Genomic DNA, 16256 nt, shown 5'->3' on the forward strand with positions numbered 1-16256 from the left:
TCGACAACGAAAGTACCCGCCGGAGGAGTTGCCGATTGCTCAGTGATCCTTAAACTCTTCCTAAGAATTTCCTAACTTGCTAAGGTGTCGCGGCGGCCATGGTTTCCCACGAAATCGCAGAGTTCTTCGAGGCGGGCCACTCCCTCCACATCGGGACGCGCGGCGCCGACCTCCAGCCAAGCGGCACGCGCGCCTGGGCGGTCGAGGTCTCGGCCGACCGCGCCCACATGACCGTCTTCGTCATGACCGCCGGCGCGGTGGCGCTGCGCCGCGACCTCGAGGGTCAGCCTGAGGTCGCGCTCACCTGCGGACGTGTCGACGATCACGTGACCTGGCAGGCGAAGGGCCACTGTGTCGAGGTGCGCCCGGCGCGCGTGGCGGAGCGTGAGCGCGTCACGCGGCAGGCCGAGACGTTCCGCGATCATCTGGCCACGATCGGCATCACACGCGACCTCACGGCCGGATGGCGCTACTGGCCCTGCATCGCCGTCCGCTTCAAGGTCGCCGAGCTCTTCAACCAAACCCCCGGCCCCGGCGCGGGCGAGCGCGTCAAATGAAGGCGCCGATCGCGCTCGAAACGCTCACGCCGTGCTTCCAGGGGATCATCCCCTCGTTCTTCTACACGTGCTCGAAGGCCGGCGTCCCCAACTGCGCCGTGATCAGCCACGTGGAGTACGTCGATCCCAAGCACGTCGCGCTGTCGCACCAGTTCTTCAACAAGAGCAAGCGGAACATCTCGGAGAACCCGAGCGCGATGATCCGCGTCGTCGATCCCGACGACGGACAGTGCTACGAGCTGCGCGTGCGCTACGTGCGCGCCGAGACGACGGGCCCGGTCTTCCAGTCGATGAACCTCCGCATCGAGGCGATCGCCGCGCACTCGGGGCTCAAGGGGATCTTCAAGCTCTTGGCCGCCGACATCTACGAGGTCGTCTCGGTGGTGAAGGCGCTCGACGAGGTCGGCATCCCGCGGGTGAACGACCGCAGGGCGCAGGGCGTGCTCTTCACGATGAAGGCGCTCCAGGAGTTCACCGACCGCATTCACCGCGCGACCTGTCTCGAGGGTCTCTTGGACTCGATCCTCGAGGCGCTCGAGAGCCTCTTCGGCTTCAGCCACTCGATGATCCTGCTCGTCGACGACAAGCCCGGCCGCCTCGTCACGATCGCGAGCCGCGGCTACCCCGAAGCCGGCGTCGGCGCCGAGGTCGGCGTCGGCGACGGCATCATCGGACTCGTCGCCGAGGCGCGAAAGCCGATCCGCATCTCCGGCCTCATCCGCCAGATGCTCTACGCCTACGCCGTCATGACCCGCGCGCAGCAGCAGGGCCTCTGCTCCGAGAAGCGCCGCATTCCCCTGCCCGGCCTCGCGCACCCCGAGAGCCAGCTCGGCATTCCGCTCACGGCGCGCGGCGAGCTTGCCGGCGTCCTCTGCATCGAGAGCGAGAAGCCCTACCGCTTCCACGAGGAGGACAAGATCTACCTCGAGGTCCTCGGCGGCTACCTCGCAATCGCGATCCAGAACATGCTGCTCCACCAGCGGGCCGAGGACGATGTGGAGTCCGCGGCAGCGCCGCAGGCCGCCGCACCCACCTCTCCGACGAACGGCAAGAAGCGAGAGATCGCCTACTACGCCGCCGACGAAGTGATCATGGCCGACGGCGAGTACCTCGTTCGAAGCCTGCCCGCGCGCCTCCTCTGGAAGTTCCTCACCGAGCGGCAGCGTGACGGCCGCACCGAGTTCACCAATCGCGAGCTGCGCCTCGACAAGTCGCTCGCGCTTCCCGCGTACAAGGACAACCTCGAGAGCCGCCTCATCCTCCTGCGCAAGCGTCTCAAGGAGCGGTGCCCCGAGATCCGGATCGTCCCGAGCGCGCGCGGGCGGTTCGTCGTCGATGTGGGTTGCGAGCTGAGGCTGGAAGAGCGGTAATCAAGACAGCACAATCCGGTACCGCAACCCCTCGTGCCCGCCGAACACCGCGGGCTTCGTGAATCGCTCGTAGAGCACGCCGCCGTTCCCTTCGATGACGCGCTGGCTGGCGACGTTCCAGGGATCGGTCGTCAGCTCGACGAACGGCATGCCCATCGCGCGCGCGTCGGGAAGCAGCAGCTTCAAGGCGAGCGTCGCGTAGCCGCGCCCCTGCTTCCACGGTACGACCGCGTAGCCGATGTGCCCGAGGCAGGTCGGGGGAAGGTCCGTCGTGCCGGGCTGCCAGCGGAATCCGATGCTGCCGCAGAACTCGCCGTCCCACATCCAGCGGTGGTAGCCGGGAAGCCTTGCGACCCGTGAGCCGTCCGGCAGTGTGATCGTCGTGCCCTTCGGGTCACGGTCGACGATGCTCGCCAGGAAGGCATCGGCATCGTGCGCGATGGCGGCGAGCTGCTCGTCGGCGGCGTCGCGGCCGCGCGTGTTGTCGGACGACCAGCCGCGCGTCAGCGCGTCGACGTAGCCGGGGAGGTAGTGCTTGGAGGGCCAGACGAGGTCCACGGGTTCACTTGAAGTCGATGTTGACCTCGACCTCGGACTCGGTCGGGACACCGCGCACGGTGGCGGGCTTGTAGCGCCAACGCTTCACTCCGGACAGCGCGGCTTGCTCGAAGCCGCGCCCCGGCGGTTCGACCTTCACGACGCGGACGTCGCCGACGGTGCCGTCGATCCGGATGACCGCGACGAGCCCGACGTGACCGGTGACGCCCATCAGCCGGAGGTTCGCAGGGTACGTGGGCGGAGGTGCCGCGATGCGCTGCGGCAGCACGTCGACCGCCGGGCCGCCGAGCTTGGCCGCCGTCGCTTCGGTCGGCGCCGTCTCGAGCGTCTCGACCGTGGGCTCCGGCGGCGCCGCGGGCGGAGTCAACGACGCGAGCACGGCCGTGCCCTCGAGATACGGAAGCGCCGCGGAGGTTCCGTCCTTGACGTTGTCGATCGCTTCGATCTGCAGGAACGTGCCGACGTCGCCGGACCACCACGAGCCGGCGCGGCGGTAGACCGTCGCGACGATTCCGCATGCCGGATCGACCCAGACGAACCCGTCGGGCGCAGGGATGTTGCCGTCCTGGTCGGGCTTCCGCTCGGGAGAAATAGTCGGGGTGCCGAGGCGATGGATGGCGTCCTGGAGCGCGTCTTCGGTCGACGGCAGCGAGGCCCTGAGCACCGAGATCTTCGCCTCCGGCTTCTTGTCGATCCGGTGGTCGTACTCGACGTAGATCGCGCGCCCCTTGAGGACGTAGTCGACCACCGTCGCGTCGGGGCGTCCGGGCCGCGCGAGGTTCGTAATAATCGGCTCCCGTCCGAAGCGCGTCCGCACGTAGCTGAGCGGCGAGCCTACGGTCAACGACTCGATGTCGTACCGCGAGCAGCTCGGCGCCGCGGCACGAATCTCACCGGCCCCCGCGGCGAGCGCCGCGACCGCGGCAAGGCATCTCAGGGCGTGAAAAGCGGTCGGCATCGCAACACCGTACCCCGGGGACGGCGTTCCGGCTAGAGGGGGAATTGCGCCCCTGCGGGCCGAAGACGCGGTGTTAGGCTCTCCGGTCGCAGGAGATCGCGCCATGAAGAATCGGAGACGGATCGCTCTCGTGGTTTTCCTCGGGGTCCTTTCCGGTCTCGCGGCCGCCTTGGCCGGCGACCGGCCGGACGGCCTCGGCCTCGCGACGCGATCGGTCGTCTTCGCGCGGCACGGCGTCGTAGCCGCCGCCCATCCCCTCGCCGTGCAAGCCGGGATCGACATCATGAAGAAAGGGGGCAACGCGGTCGATGCGGCGATCGCGGTCAACGCGGCGCTCGGATTCCTCGAGCCGTGCTCCTCGGGGATCGGGGGCGACGTCTTCGTCATGGTGTGGGACGCGAAGACGAAGAAGCTCTACGCGCTGAACGGCTCCGGCCGCGCTCCCGCGGCGCTGACCGCGGACAAAGTGAAGGCCGAGGCCGACGGCACGATCCCGACCTACTCGCCGTACGCGTGGACGGTGCCGGGCGCGGTGCGCGGCTGGTTCGACCTCCACGAGCGGTTCGGCAAGTTGCCGATGAAGGACCTGCTCGCGCCGGCGATCGCGATGGCGCGCGAGGGCGAGCCGGTGCCGCAGGTCATCGCGGGCGCATGGGAGCGCTCGGTGCGCCTCTTCAAGGACAAGCCGGGGTTCGCCGACGTCTTCATGCCTGGCGGCCGCGCGCCGAGGGAGGGCGAGATCTTCAAGAACCCCGCGCTCGCGAAGGCGTACGAGCTGCTCGCGAAGGACGGCGCCGACGCGTTCTACAAGGGGCCGATCGGCGCGTCGCTCGTCGCGTTCTCGAAGGCGAACGGCGGCTTCTTCGAAGCGTCGGACCTCGCGGCGCACACGTCCGAGTGGGTCGAGCCGATCGGCACGACGTATCGCGGCGTGACGCTGTGGGAAGTGCCGCCGAACGACCAGGGGTTGGCGGCGCTCGAGATGCTCAACATGCTCGAAGGGTCGAATCTCGCCGCGATGGGACGCGAGAGCGCCGACTTCTGGCACCTCATGGTCGAGACGAAGAAGATCGCGTTCGAGGATCGCGCCAGGTATTACGCCGACCCGAAGTTCGCGAAGGTGCCGGTCAAGGGGCTGCTCTCGAAGACGTACGCCGCGCAGCGCGCGAAGCTCGTCGACATGAAGCGCGCCCTCCCCCGCATCGACGCCGGCAACCCCGCTCTGGAAGACGGCGACACGACCTACTTCGCGGTCGCCGACGGCGACGGGAACATGGTCTCGATGATCCAGAGCAACTACACCGGCTTCGGCTCCGGCTACTGCGTCGCCGACTGGGGTTTCGGCATTCAGGACCGCGGCGCGCTGTTCAGCCTGAAGCCCGACTCCCCCAATCGCCTCGAAGGGGGCAAGCGCCCGTTCCACACGATCATCCCCGCGATGCTCACGAGAGACGGTGCCCCGTGGGTCGCCTTCGGGGTGATGGGCGGCGACATGCAGCCCCAGGGGCACGTCCAGATCGTCGTCGACCTCGTCGACTTCGGGATGAACCTGCAAGAGGCCGGCGATGCACCGCGCTACTACCACACCGGCTCGTCCGAACCCACGGGCACCCTGATGACGACCGGCGGGATCTTGTACCTCGAGAGCGGCGTCTCTCCGGACATCCGGCGTGAGCTGGGGCGGCGCGGGCATCGCATCCAGGAGATCAACCCGGTCGCCTACGGCGGCTACCAGGCGGTGTCCCGCGATCCCGTGACCGGCGTGCTCTCGGCGGCCAGCGAGTCGCGCAAGGACGGCTGCGCGATGGGCTACTGAGGAAATAAGGGGACAGCTACCGAATTAAGAAAGGGGACAGTCACCAAATTCTTCTTACACGCGTACTGCGTAAGAAGAATTCGGTGACTGTCCCCTTCACTTCCTCAGGGCTCGCGGCCCTGTGACAAGACGATGACGACGGTCCGTGCAGCCGCGCACCGGACTATGATCCGCGGCACACACGACACCGCGCGACTGATCGAGCCTGATCGCCCATCGGTAGGACGAACGGAGTTCCACCGGCCGGCGCGGTGACGGGCACGGATGACCTCCGTGCAAGGAGGCTTGGGATGGGTCACCGAAAGAAATGGAGTCTAGCGTTCGGGATCGTCGTCTTGCTCAACGCACGATCGCGTGCCGGCTCCCTCGACGCACCTACGAACTTGGTCGCCAGCGGCGCGTTTACGGGAGCGGCAGCGGCGTCGGTCATATTGACTTGGAACGACACCGCAACTGGGGACGCCGGCTTCGTCGTCGAAGGGAGCTCGGACGGTGGTCATAGCTGGAGCCCCTTTTCTTACACACCGGAGAATTACATCAAGCTTCATTCCGGAAGCAATTCAGAAGCGATCGGGGGAGGTATGAACTTGCCCCCGGGAGCAACACTTTTATTTCGCGTCGCCGCAACCCATCCCACGCTCGGCCAGTCGGCCTACTCCAACGAGGTCTCGGTGACGATGCCGGCGTTTCCGACTTGTTCGGACAGCTTCGCCTTGTCGCCAGCCCCTCACATGAAGGCGCATGTCGGATTCCCGCTCGATTTGACGGAGAACATCAATCGTCCTGACTCGTGTTATGCCGGCAACTCGTATTGCGTCCAGAGCGGGCCTACGGGGCTCGGAATCGACTTCAGCGGCGGCCTCGTGACATGGACGCCGACGCAGACCCAGACCGGCACCTTCACTGTGACGCTGGGTTTCGGAATCGGGGACGGGGCTCACCACTGCACGTCGACGGTGGCGACAACGACGTTCGATGTCGACGTCGATCCGATGGCGACGCTCACTCAACCGTTGTTCCGCGACTACAGGAGCGAGACTCAGCAAGTTCTTTTGAACGGCAGCTACATGCCCGATGGCTTCGCCTTCGGCACCTATCAGTTCTTTTCTGCGCCGCTCTGCGTGGCGTCGGGGGCCAACGTTCCCGATATGGTCGTCTCGCCGCTATCGACCGGTACGATCATCTCCCCGCCGCCGTTGGCCACGTGGGACATTTCTTCACTGCCGAACGGCAGTCGCCGCGTCCTGACGATGATCACCCAGACGCACGCAGGCGCCAATGCGGGATTCTATGATCCCGTGATCATCGATCGGAGCTCATACAACACCTCTTGGCCGAAACGGCTTCCGCTCGGCTCGCCGAGAGGTGCTTTGGCCGTGAACCTCGACGTCGACAACTCGTCGGCCGAGATCATCGCGAATTCGCGAGATCCGATGGCGGGCGGGCCGTATTGTTGGGAGCTCACCGGTGCCCTCCGATGGCAAGCGGCCGGCGCGAACGAGCTGACCAATTCGGAAGTGGCGGTAGGAAACGTCGACGGGTCGGGTAAGGACGATGTTGTCACCGTCTCGGTGCATCACTTGCGCGTTCTGGATGGTAACAACGGCACTGTGGTCGCCAACGCTGACGTGACCTATCCGAGCACGTTCCTCTCGGGCGCCTCACTCGGCGATCTGAACGGCGACGGCCTCATGGAAATCCTGGTGAACGTCGGGGACGGGACGAATGCAGCATCGACGTACGTCTACAAGTACGATGCCACGGCACCCGGACATCTCTCACTTCTGTCCGGCTGGCCGAAGGTGCTCCCGTCGGCATCCGCGAACGCGCCTCCTGCTGTCGCCGATCTCAACGCAGACGGAAAGCCGGATATCATCGTCGACAATCGGACCTATCTCGTCATCTTTAAGAATTCCTACCCTAGCTTCAAGGTCTTGCAGAGTGCTCTTCCGGCCAACTACGACCCGTCAACCCACAACGTGAATGGGGGAGCGTTCTTGATGGCGCAACCTGCCGTGGCCGATCTGGACGCAAACGGCGGAACGCCTGAGATCGTAGTCGGTGCCGTCGTATACGACAATAATGGCGCCTTGCTGCGTTGTCTCGGTGACACGGCGTGCACACAAACGAACCCTCTGCCGAACTCCCACGGGTTCAACGCGGCAATCGGGGAGTTCGATCATTCCTCGAATGGTCTTGAAGTCGTACTCGGCCAGTACGTCTTTGCGGGACCGACCGGCATTCTTCTTCGAACGCTCCCCCTCCTCTCGAACAATCCGGCGTCGATCGTCGACGGCGGTGTCGACGGAGCGCAACAGCCACGCACCTACGCGGTGATGGGAACGGGTTCCGATCAATGCGGAGCAGGGATTACGGCCTACCGTTCCGACGGGACGGTGGACACGGACGACTACCCTAAGGCTCTTTACGGGATCACGGGAGGCGGGAGCATTCCTCAAGTAGGTGACTTCGACGGTGACGGAACAGAGGACGCCCTCGTCGAAGTGACCGACTCCTCGTACGGCGCCATCGTCGCGGTCTATCGGAACCAGCCCGAATTCACGTTCAACCCCGACAACAATCCGTGGCCCATGTCCGGCCACGACCCGCAACGCACCGGAAACTACGCGTGCCTGCAACAACGGCACGCATGCACGAGCGCGGGGCAGTGTTGCAGCGCGAACTGCAATTCCGGAACATGTCGGTGATCTGAGATCAGCCGGGCGCCGCCGGCCGATTCAGGACGGCGGCGCCCGTCAGTGTCTCTGAAGCGCTTGCGCGCGCGCCTGGGCCTGCGCGGCTTCCTGCGTGTGGCCGAGCCTCTCCTGGATCGCCGCGATGAGCGAATAGATCTCCGGCGACTCGCCCATCTGCATGAGCCCGGTTTGCGCGAGGCGGAGCGCTTCGTCGAGGTTCGTGCCCATCCGCATGTAGGCCTCGGCGAGGAGCACCGGAGGCCGCGGATCCTGGGGCGCGATACGGGCGAGCGCGCGGTAGGCGTTCGCCGCGGCGTCGAAGCGCTGGCGATTGAAGCTGAGCATCCCGAGGTTCATGTAGGCGTCGAAGCTCGACGGCGAGATCTGGGTCTCGGCTTCGTAGGCGGCGATCGCCTTGTCGGCGTCGTGCTGCTTTTCGTAGATTTGCGCCAGGTTGAAGTGGAGCTGCGGCTCGCGTGGCGTCAGCGCGATCGCCGACTCGAGATCGGCGCGCGCGAGATCGAGCCGGTCGGCGCCGAAGTAGGTCTCGGCCCGCGCGGCGAGGAGGCGGGAGCGTGTCGCCGGGTCCTGGGTCGTCGCGAGCGACGCCTCGAGCGGCGCGACGGCGCGCGCGAAGTAACGGTCGGCGTCCGCGGTGCGATGCATCGCGCGGTAGAGGGTCGAGAGCTTCGCCAGCGTGAGCGTGTCGCTCTCGTCGTTCTTCAAGGCCTTGAGGTACCAGCGCTCGGCCTCGTCGAGCTTGCCCTTCCCCTGATACGACCACCCGAGCATCGCAAGGCTCATCGTGTGGTCGGGCTTGAGTGCCAACGCCTTGAAGAGCTGATCCTGCGCCTGGTCGTAGAGGCCGAGCTGGGCGAACGACGCGCCGGCGACGTAGTGGGCCTCGACGATGTTCGGATCGCTCTGCGTCACCGGGAGGATCCCCTGGAGCGCGCGCTGGTAGTCCTTCGCCGCGAACGCCTTGAGTCCGGCCGCCACCGCCGCGACGACGTCGAGCTTGTCCTTCGGGTCGATCTTGAGGCTCTCCCCGGTCGCCTGCGCGGTCGAGCCCAGATAGCCGAGCGAGCGCAGGCGCTGCTCCGTGTCGGCATCCATCGGCTGCGCAGACGACGTATCGCTCTGCGCCGACGCGCTCGCGATCCCCTGCATCTGCTCCTTGAGATCCGAGGCAACCTCGGCCTTGTCCTGGATGAGGTTGCGCTTCTGCGCCGGGTCGGCGGTGTTGTCGTACAGCTCGGGCTTGGGCGCGTCGATCATCTCGTACTTCCGCTGGGTGAGCGCGGCGAGCGGGCTCCAGCCGTAGTGGATCTTCGCGTACAGGCTCTCGCTGTACGCCGGCCGGTCGTCGCCTTCGCGCCCGGAGATGAGCGGAACGAGGCTCGCCCCCTGCATCCCCTGCGGCGCCTGGATCCCGAGGAGGTCGAGGATCGTCGGCGCGAGGTCGACGTGGCGGACGACGCCCGGAATCCTGGCGGCCCGTCCTCCCGGCAGGCGCATGAGGAGGGGCACGTGAAGGGTCGACCGGTAGAGGAACATGGCGTGCGTGAGCTCGCCGTGGTCGCCGAGCCCCTCGCCGTGGTCGCCGGTCACCACGACGACGCTCCTGTCGAGGATGCCCGCGTCGCGCAGCTTCCCGAGCAGGCGCTCGATCGACCGGTCCATGTAGGCGATCTCGCCGTCGTAGCGGTTCGCGGCGTACGACGTGAAGAACGGCTCCGGCGGCGCGTACGGCTCGTGAGGATCGTAGAAGTGGACCCAGAGGAAGAACGGGCCCTTCGTGTGCTCGGGGAGCCACCGCTCGACCTCCGCCTCGGTATCTTCGGCCTTCCGCTGGATCTCGTCCCGATTCGCTTCGGCGAAGGCGTTGAACTTGTCGAAGTAGAGATCGAAGCCGCGCCCCAGGCCGAAGCGCCCGTCGAGCACGAACGCGGAGACGAACGCCGCCGTCGCGTAGCCGCGTCCCTTGAGGACCTCCGCCAAGGTCGGGATCTTCGCGTCGACCTTGTAGCCTTCGTTGTCGCGGACGCCGTGCGCGATCGGAAGGCGCCCCGTGAGGATCGACGTATGCGACGGCAGCGTGAGCGGCACGTGCGCGATCGCGTTCTCGAACACCAGGCTCTCGGCGGCGAGGCGGTCGAGCCCGGGCGTCCGAACGCCTTGGTAGCCGTACATCGGCAAGTGGTCGGCGCGCGTCGTGTCGAGCGTGATGAGGATGACGCTGTCGCCCGCGAGTGATCCCGGCGTGAGGCGCGGTCCCGAACGGAACTTCGAGAAGCCCGCCCATCCTACGGCCGCGAGGACGACGAGAACGGCGACGAGCGCGATCGCGCTACGGCCTTTCCGGTGTTGAGCGCTCCCGTCAGGGGCTTTCGTGGCCGGCCCAGCAGGCGGAGAGGGCAGCCGACTCTTCTTGGTCTTCTTTCCCATCGGGCGACGGACGAGTCTAACAGCGACTGCGCTACGATGCCCCCATGACGCCTTCGGCTTTCGTCGAGCGGCTCGGCCGCGTGCGCGCGACGGCCATCCTGCGGACGTCTCTCGCCGACGCCGCCGCTCCCGCGATGGAGGCGGCGATCCGCGGCGGCTTCCGCCTCGTGGAGTTCACGCTCAGCGTGCCGAAGGCGATCGAGCAGATCGAGGCCTTCGCCCGTCGCGACGACCTCGTCGTCGGCGCCGGAACGGTGCTCACGACCGCCGAGGCCAAGGACGCGGTGCGCGCCGGGGCGCGCTTCCTCGTCTCGCCGATCGTCGACGAGGCGATCATCGACGAGGCTCGGGCGCTCGGCGTGGCGATGCTGCCCGGGTGCCACACCCCGACCGAGATGATGCGCGCTCACCGCGCCGGGGCGACGCTCCAGAAGCTCTTCCCCGTACCCGCCTCCGGTCCCGACTACGTCCGCGCGTGCCTCGGGCCGATGCCGTTCCTCAAGATCGTCCCGACGAGCGGAGTCGATGCGTCGAATGCCGCCGCGTGGCTCGCCGCCGGCTGCTACGCCGTGGGATTCGTCGGCTCGTTGTTCGATCCGACTGCGCTCGCGCAAGGACGCTTCGATCTCATTGAAGAACGTGCGCGTCAGTGCGTTGCGGCGGTGGGCAGCGGTTCCAAGATCTCGCAATAACGAAGGGTTCAAAGTTCAGCGTTGAGCGGTTCAGTCTGAACGCTGAGCGGCTGAACGTCTGAAGGCTGAAGCCCCGGATCCTTCCGCCACCACGAGCCATCTCCCCAAGAAAGAAAAAGCCCGGGCCGGCTTGCGCCGACCCGGGCTGGTGAATCAGGTGAAACGACGGGCTAGGGCGTGGGTTCGACCGCCAAGATCTGGTACTCCCACGAGTTCAATCCCGCCGCGTTCACGTCGGTGAACGAGAGGCTCGTGGTCGTCCCGATCTGCACCCAGTCCTGCCACGACTGAATCGGCCGCCGCCAGATCGTGTATCCGTTGGCCGGCGCCGTGCCGTCGTCGAACACCGGTGCGGTCCACTGGAGCTTGACCTGACCACCGACGAGCGACAGGTTGACGGAGTTCAGCTTGAGCGCACGCCCATTGTTGATCTCGTTACCGAGGCACGCACCGACGTTGCAAGCGTTGTCGGTGTGGCTCGGGTTGGCGAAGATCCCGTCGGCGACTGCGAACGACGCGCCCACGGTCTTGGTGTTCTGACCGCAGTTCGAGTCGATCTCCTCCGACGAGCAGAGGCGGTGCTTGCAGAGGTTGAGGGCCAGCGCCATCAGCTGATCCTCGTCCTTGTCGCAGTTGCTCTGGCCGCCGCCGGGCGACAGCACAGCGCAGACCTGCGCAGCGGTGGAGATGCCGGAGAACGTGGCGGAGATGCTGGCCACGCACTGGGCATCGGCGTCACTGATCGAGTCGCTGCCGTGGTTCCCGTTGCCGCAGAGCTTCTTGTAGTAGCCCTTCGTCTTGGGATCCGGCGAGGTCGGGCAGCTCGCGCCGCCGACGCAGGTACCGGCCTGGCAGGAATCGCCCGAGGTGTTCGGGTTGCCGTCATCGCACGACGTGCCGTCCGGAGCGTTCGGGTTGGAGCAGGCGCCCGAGGCCGGGTTGCAGCTACCGGCCACGTGGCACTGATCCGACGCCGAGCAGACGACCGGGGCACCGCCGTGGCAGGAGCCGCCACCGCAGGTGTCGCCGACCGTGCACAGGTTACCGTCGTCGCAAGGAGCGGTGTTGTTCGTGTAGACGCAGCCCGAAGCCGGGTTGCAGGAGTCGTCCGTGCAGGCGTTGCCGTCGTTGCAAACGACCGGCGCACCGCTGTGGCACGAACCGCCGCCGCAGACATCGCCCGTGGTGCAGGCGTTGCCGTCGCTGCACGGCGCGGTGTTGTTGGTGTGGACGCAGCCCGAAGCCGGGTTGCAGGAGTCGTCCGTGCACGGGTTGCCGTCGTCGCAGTTGACGGCGCCGCCGCCGTGGCACGAGCCGCCGCTGCAGGTATCGCCGGAGGTGCAGGCGTTACCGTCGTCGCACGCCGCGGTGTTGTTCGTGTAGACGCAGCCCGAAGCCGGGTTGCAGGAGTCGTCGGTGCACGCGTTGCCGTCGTTGCAGGTCACAGGCGTGTTGACGCAGCCGGTGGCCGGGTTGCAGGAGTCGGTCGTGCACGCGTTGCCGTCGTTGCAGTTGATCGGCGTGTAGACGCAGCCGCTCGCCGGGTTGCACGAGTCGCTGGTGCAGGCGTTACCGTCATCGCAGGTGATCGGCGTGTGCGTGCAGCCGGTCGCCGGATCGCACGCGTCGAGGGTGCACGCGTTGCCGTCGTCGCAGTCGGTCGGAGTACCCGGCTGGCAGACGTTCTGGTCGTCGCAGGTGTCGCCGGTGGTGCAGGCGTTACCGTCGTCGCACGGCCCGAGGTTCGAGAAGTTCGAGCACGCGCAGTTGTTGAACTCGTCCGCGAAGTCATCCGTACAGGGGTTGTGGTCGTCGCAGACGCTCTGACCGGCGCAGTTTCCCGCACCGTCGCACTGGTCGTTCAGCGTGCAATTGAAGAAGTCGTTGCACGCCGTCCCCGCCGGAGCCGGCGGGAAGACGCAACCCTGGATCGGGTCGCAGAAGTCGCTGGTACAGGCGTTACCGTCGTCGCACTGCGTGCCCGGGGTCGGATCGTTGACGCAGCCCGTGGGCAGCGAGGAGACGCACGAGTCCGCCGTGCAGACGTTGTTGTCGTCGCAGTTACGCGGGGTGTCAACGCACGCACCAGCTTGACAGACGCCGCCCAGGAAGCAGTGGTCGGTGATGCAGCCGTTGGCGTCGCACGCCAACGTCGTGCAGTTGTCGTTCTCGGAGGTCGTGAACGACGTCGTGGACGAGTCGTTGGCCGAGTTCGGATCGGTCGACTCGGTGCTCACGGTGGCGGTGTTGTCGATCTGCACGCCGCCGCCGATGCAATCAGCGACCTGGACGGTCAACTGATAGGTCACGGAAGCGCCGGGCGCGAGCGACAGCGTGGTGCAGTTCACCGGCGCGTCGGAGGTACCCGGATCCGGGAGCGAAAGACAAGCGGTGTTGTTGCCGCCGAAGCCGTCGTCCACGGTCAAGCCGAGGTAACGCAGGTTCGCCGACAGGTCGTCGTTCAGGGTCACGCTCTGGGCGATGTCGCTGCCCACGTTCGTGAGGACGATCGTGTAGGTGGCCTGGCCGCTCGTCGCGATCGGGCCGGCCGGGCCGGTCTTCGAGATCGAGACGTCGGTCGTGGTGGTTCCGGGACCGGCCGCGGGCACCGGGCCGCAGTTCAGCGTGATCGCGCCGGCATACGGAGCCGGGAACGGACCCGGGACCGCGACGCCGGAAGCGGCGAACGGATAGAAGCAGAGATCGAAGGAGCCGGTGTACGTCGCGCGCCAGTGCTGGAAGAACGACGTGACATCCGGAGCCTCGGAGATCAGGTTGTTCGCCACGGAAACCGGACCGTTGTTGCGGATCGTCGCGTTCGTCGTGAAGACGAAGTTGCTGATCCCGGCACCGTTGGCGTCGTAGATGATGATCTGCGGAATCGACGGACCGGCCGCCGGCGAGAACGTCGTGCGATCGGGGTTCGAGTCGCCGAACCACACGATGTCGTCGCCCTTGTGCGCGAACATGCGGTAGCAGTCGCTGTCCGTTCCGTTGAAGAACGTGCCGCGGATGTAACCGCCATTCGTGACCGGGTCGTCGAACAGACCGTCAGCCGGCCAGCCGTACGTGATGTCCCAACCTTCGCCGTTCTCTTGCTGCGCCTGTGCGATCGGCGGCTCGACGACGGCATAGAGGTGGTACTGGTCGACGACGAACGAGCTGGTCTTGCTGACGCGGGCGTAGGTGTTGCCGCCCGCGACGTTCTTCGCACCCGCGATGACCGGCGAGAACGAGCCGTACATCGAGTGGCCGTCGTCGTCGTCGAATCCGAGGGTGTCGGTGTCGGTCGTGATGCGCATGCGCAGATCCATGTCGTTGGCGCTCGGAGCCGCCGCGGTCGCATAGATCTTGGATCCCGGAGCCACGCTGCCGAGGTTCCAGAAATCGACGTCACCTTCGTTGTTGTCGCGGCCGCAGGTGCCGGCCGCGCAAACGCCGCCCGTGCCGCACTGCGTGCTCGCGGTACAGGGGTTACCCGCGAGGGTGCCGGAGGTGCAAACGCCGCAACCGCCGCTGGTGGCACAGGTGCCGCCGCCGGCGCACTGCGCGCTCGCGGTACAAACGGTGCCCGGGGACGAGCCGCCGACGCAGCGCGGAACGCACGCGTTGCCGACGTTCGGACCGGTCTGGCAGACGGAGTCGGGGAAGCAGAGGCCCGGAGCGCCGCCGCAGTTGATCGGCTGGCTCGGCGAGCCGGCGACCGCCGTGGTGACCTGGCACGCGACGCCCGGCGTGGAGCCGAGGACGCAGTGATAGGCCGGAGCGGTCGTGATGTAGCCTTCCTGCGTGCCGCAGTACGCCGCCGTGTACGGCGTCGCCGTCGCCGGCGTGTCGTTCGGCTCGACTTCGTCGTAGCAGGGCGTCGCTTCGATACCGAACGTGCCGCCGCCGTTGCCGGAGGCGCCGTCGTCGAAGAAGACGTAGATCTGCTGATTCGCGGTGAGGCTGAGGCAATGGAGCTCTTCACCGCGGTTGTTCGCGAGACCGGTCGAGGTGGTCAGACCGTTCGCCGTGATGCGGTTCGCGCCCGCGAGACAGCTCACGGTACCGCCGCCGCCCGGGCAGCTGTTCGACGCGTAGATGACCGGGTCCTGACCGGCGAGATCGTTCGTCGGGCTCATCGTGACCCAGCGAATCGAGTACTTGCCGTCGGCCGGAGCCGTGAACGTGTAGACCACGTCGCGGCCCGGAGCGGTCGTCGGGTTGTTCGTGCCGGCCTCACCGCCGTAGCACGCCGCCGTCGCCGGGGTCTGGTAGTCGTCGTTCGCCGCGGCGGTCGTGCCGGCGACGATCTGGCCGAGCGGAAGAGCGACCGCACCGGCGCACGTGTCGTTGGAGGGAGCGTTCGAGCGCTGCACCTGAACGGCGTACGCGCCGTGCGAGGCCGACATCGTCGCGTTCGGGAGCCAGTGGCCCGCGATGACGTAGTACGTCGTGCCCGCGTTCAGGATGAGCGAGACCTTCGAAGGATCGATCGAGGCGGTGCGGCAGCTCGGCTCGGAGTCCTGGCACGCGAGGCTGGTGAACGTACCGCCGCAAGTGCCGTCCGAGGACGAGACGACCTCGAGAACCGTGTCGTCGACCGTTTCACCGGTCGCGAGACCGGGGCACGTGGTGAACGTGTAGAGGGTGGTGAGCGACGGCGTGAACGAGTACCACACCGTGTAGTCGGTGCCGTCCGCGTTGCACGAAGCCGGGAACAACCCGTTGTCGTCCGAGCCCTGCGGGGTCGCGCTGGAGCCGTCGGACGTCGCGCTCACGATGGGGTACGGCCCGTCGGGAATGATGATCGCGCCCGGACAATCGTCGTTCACAGGCGCGTTCGGCGACCCCGGCGTGCGCTTGGCGGACAGCGTGATCTCGCTGCTGCCGGTGGCGCTGTCGGTCGCGCGGACGTGCAGTGCCTTCGAACTCGTCGCGGGCCCGACCTTCGTACCTGATGCGAAGGCCGATCCGACGAATCCGACCATCGCCACGGCCAGCGCCACGGCGATCCAACGGCGGGACCGCGTCCCGCCGTTGGTACAGCGTTTAGTGCTCAGCGGACTTGGTGACATGAACGCACCCTCCTAGCCGGCCAAGGCTCGTCGCCCGGACGAACCGAAAGACGTGCCAGACCTCCCCCGGCACGTGCACTCGAAGCTTTGGGATAGCGGAT

10 protein-coding genes are annotated in these 16256 nt (G+C 66.8%); 6 read left to right on the forward strand and 4 right to left on the reverse strand.

Features of this window, described 5'->3' with window-relative positions; translation table 11 throughout:
* The first annotated feature begins 98 nt into the window (after positions 1–98).
* Together VFV19_01915 and VFV19_01920 are read left to right on the forward strand one after the other, a co-directional pair.
* Complete coding sequence (locus VFV19_01915; GenBank protein ID HEX4823046.1) at positions 99–557, forward strand: hypothetical protein; 459 nt, start codon at positions 99–101, stop codon at positions 555–557.
* Entirely contained in the window at positions 554–1927 is a 1374-nt protein-coding gene (locus tag VFV19_01920) for a GAF domain-containing protein (protein ID HEX4823047.1), read from the forward strand. The genes VFV19_01915 and VFV19_01920 overlap by 4 nt, the downstream gene beginning before the upstream one ends.
* On the opposite strand, the gene VFV19_01925 is transcribed toward VFV19_01920, so the two are convergent.
* Positions 1928–2485, reverse strand: coding sequence for a GNAT family N-acetyltransferase (locus VFV19_01925; GenBank protein ID HEX4823048.1), 558 nt, complete (start codon positions 2483–2485; stop codon positions 1928–1930). It abuts the gene before it with no gap.
* Between the two features lie 4 nt (positions 2486–2489).
* Positions 2490–3443 carry an energy transducer TonB gene (locus tag VFV19_01930; protein ID HEX4823049.1) on the reverse strand — a complete coding sequence of 318 codons (954 nt, stop codon included), beginning with the start codon at positions 3441–3443 and terminating at the stop codon, positions 2490–2492.
* 103 nt (positions 3444–3546) lie between these two features.
* Here VFV19_01930 and ggt point away from each other — a divergent pair, with 103 nt between their 5' ends.
* On the forward strand, positions 3547–5259 hold the full coding sequence (gene ggt / locus VFV19_01935; protein HEX4823050.1) for a gamma-glutamyltransferase: 1713 nt from the start codon (positions 3547–3549) through the stop codon (positions 5257–5259).
* Between the two features lie 290 nt (positions 5260–5549).
* A complete protein-coding gene (locus tag VFV19_01940; GenBank protein ID HEX4823051.1) occupies positions 5550–7967 on the forward strand; it encodes a VCBS repeat-containing protein in 2418 nt (805 codons plus the stop codon).
* 48 nt (positions 7968–8015) lie between these two features.
* Here VFV19_01940 and VFV19_01945 read toward each other — a convergent pair whose 3' ends face one another.
* Positions 8016–10403 (reverse strand): sulfatase-like hydrolase/transferase, encoded by a 2388-nt coding sequence (locus VFV19_01945; protein ID HEX4823052.1) that lies wholly within the window; start codon positions 10401–10403, stop codon positions 8016–8018.
* Between the two features lie 44 nt (positions 10404–10447).
* Here VFV19_01945 and VFV19_01950 point away from each other — a divergent pair, with 44 nt between their 5' ends.
* Complete coding sequence (locus VFV19_01950; protein ID HEX4823053.1) at positions 10448–11095, forward strand: bifunctional 4-hydroxy-2-oxoglutarate aldolase/2-dehydro-3-deoxy-phosphogluconate aldolase; 648 nt, start codon at positions 10448–10450, stop codon at positions 11093–11095.
* 170 nt (positions 11096–11265) lie between these two features.
* Here VFV19_01950 and VFV19_01955 read toward each other — a convergent pair whose 3' ends face one another.
* A complete protein-coding gene (locus VFV19_01955; GenBank protein ID HEX4823054.1) occupies positions 11266–15858 on the reverse strand; it encodes a hypothetical protein in 4593 nt (1530 codons plus the stop codon).
* Positions 15859–15880: 22 nt separating this feature from the next.
* Between VFV19_01955 and VFV19_01960 the strand changes: the two genes are divergently transcribed.
* Positions 15881–16171 (forward strand): hypothetical protein, encoded by a 291-nt coding sequence (locus VFV19_01960; protein ID HEX4823055.1) that lies wholly within the window; start codon positions 15881–15883, stop codon positions 16169–16171.
* The last annotated feature ends 85 nt before the right edge of the window (positions 16172–16256 follow it).

Source organism: Candidatus Polarisedimenticolaceae bacterium, assembly GCA_036275915.1.
In the GTDB taxonomy this organism is placed as follows: Bacteria; Acidobacteriota; Polarisedimenticolia; order Polarisedimenticolales; family DASRJG01; genus DASRJG01.

Bases quoted from the DNA above. Each gene is read 5' to 3' on its own strand.
- VFV19_01915 (HEX4823046.1), top strand. From the start codon at position 99: ATGGTTTCCCACGAAATCGCAGAGTTCTTCGAGGCGGGCCACTCCCTC.
- VFV19_01920 (HEX4823047.1), top strand. From the start codon at position 554: ATGAAGGCGCCGATCGCGCTCGAAACGCTCACGCCGTGCTTCCAGGGG.
- VFV19_01930 (HEX4823049.1), bottom strand. From the start codon at position 3,443: ATGCCGACCGCTTTTCACGCCCTGAGATGCCTTGCCGCGGTCGCGGCG.
- ggt (HEX4823050.1), top strand. From the start codon at position 3,547: ATGAAGAATCGGAGACGGATCGCTCTCGTGGTTTTCCTCGGGGTCCTT.
- VFV19_01940 (HEX4823051.1), top strand. From the start codon at position 5,550: ATGGGTCACCGAAAGAAATGGAGTCTAGCGTTCGGGATCGTCGTCTTG.
- VFV19_01945 (HEX4823052.1), bottom strand. From the start codon at position 10,403: ATGGGAAAGAAGACCAAGAAGAGTCGGCTGCCCTCTCCGCCTGCTGGG.
- VFV19_01950 (HEX4823053.1), top strand. From the start codon at position 10,448: ATGACGCCTTCGGCTTTCGTCGAGCGGCTCGGCCGCGTGCGCGCGACG.
- VFV19_01960 (HEX4823055.1), top strand. From the start codon at position 15,881: ATGATGATCGCGCCCGGACAATCGTCGTTCACAGGCGCGTTCGGCGAC.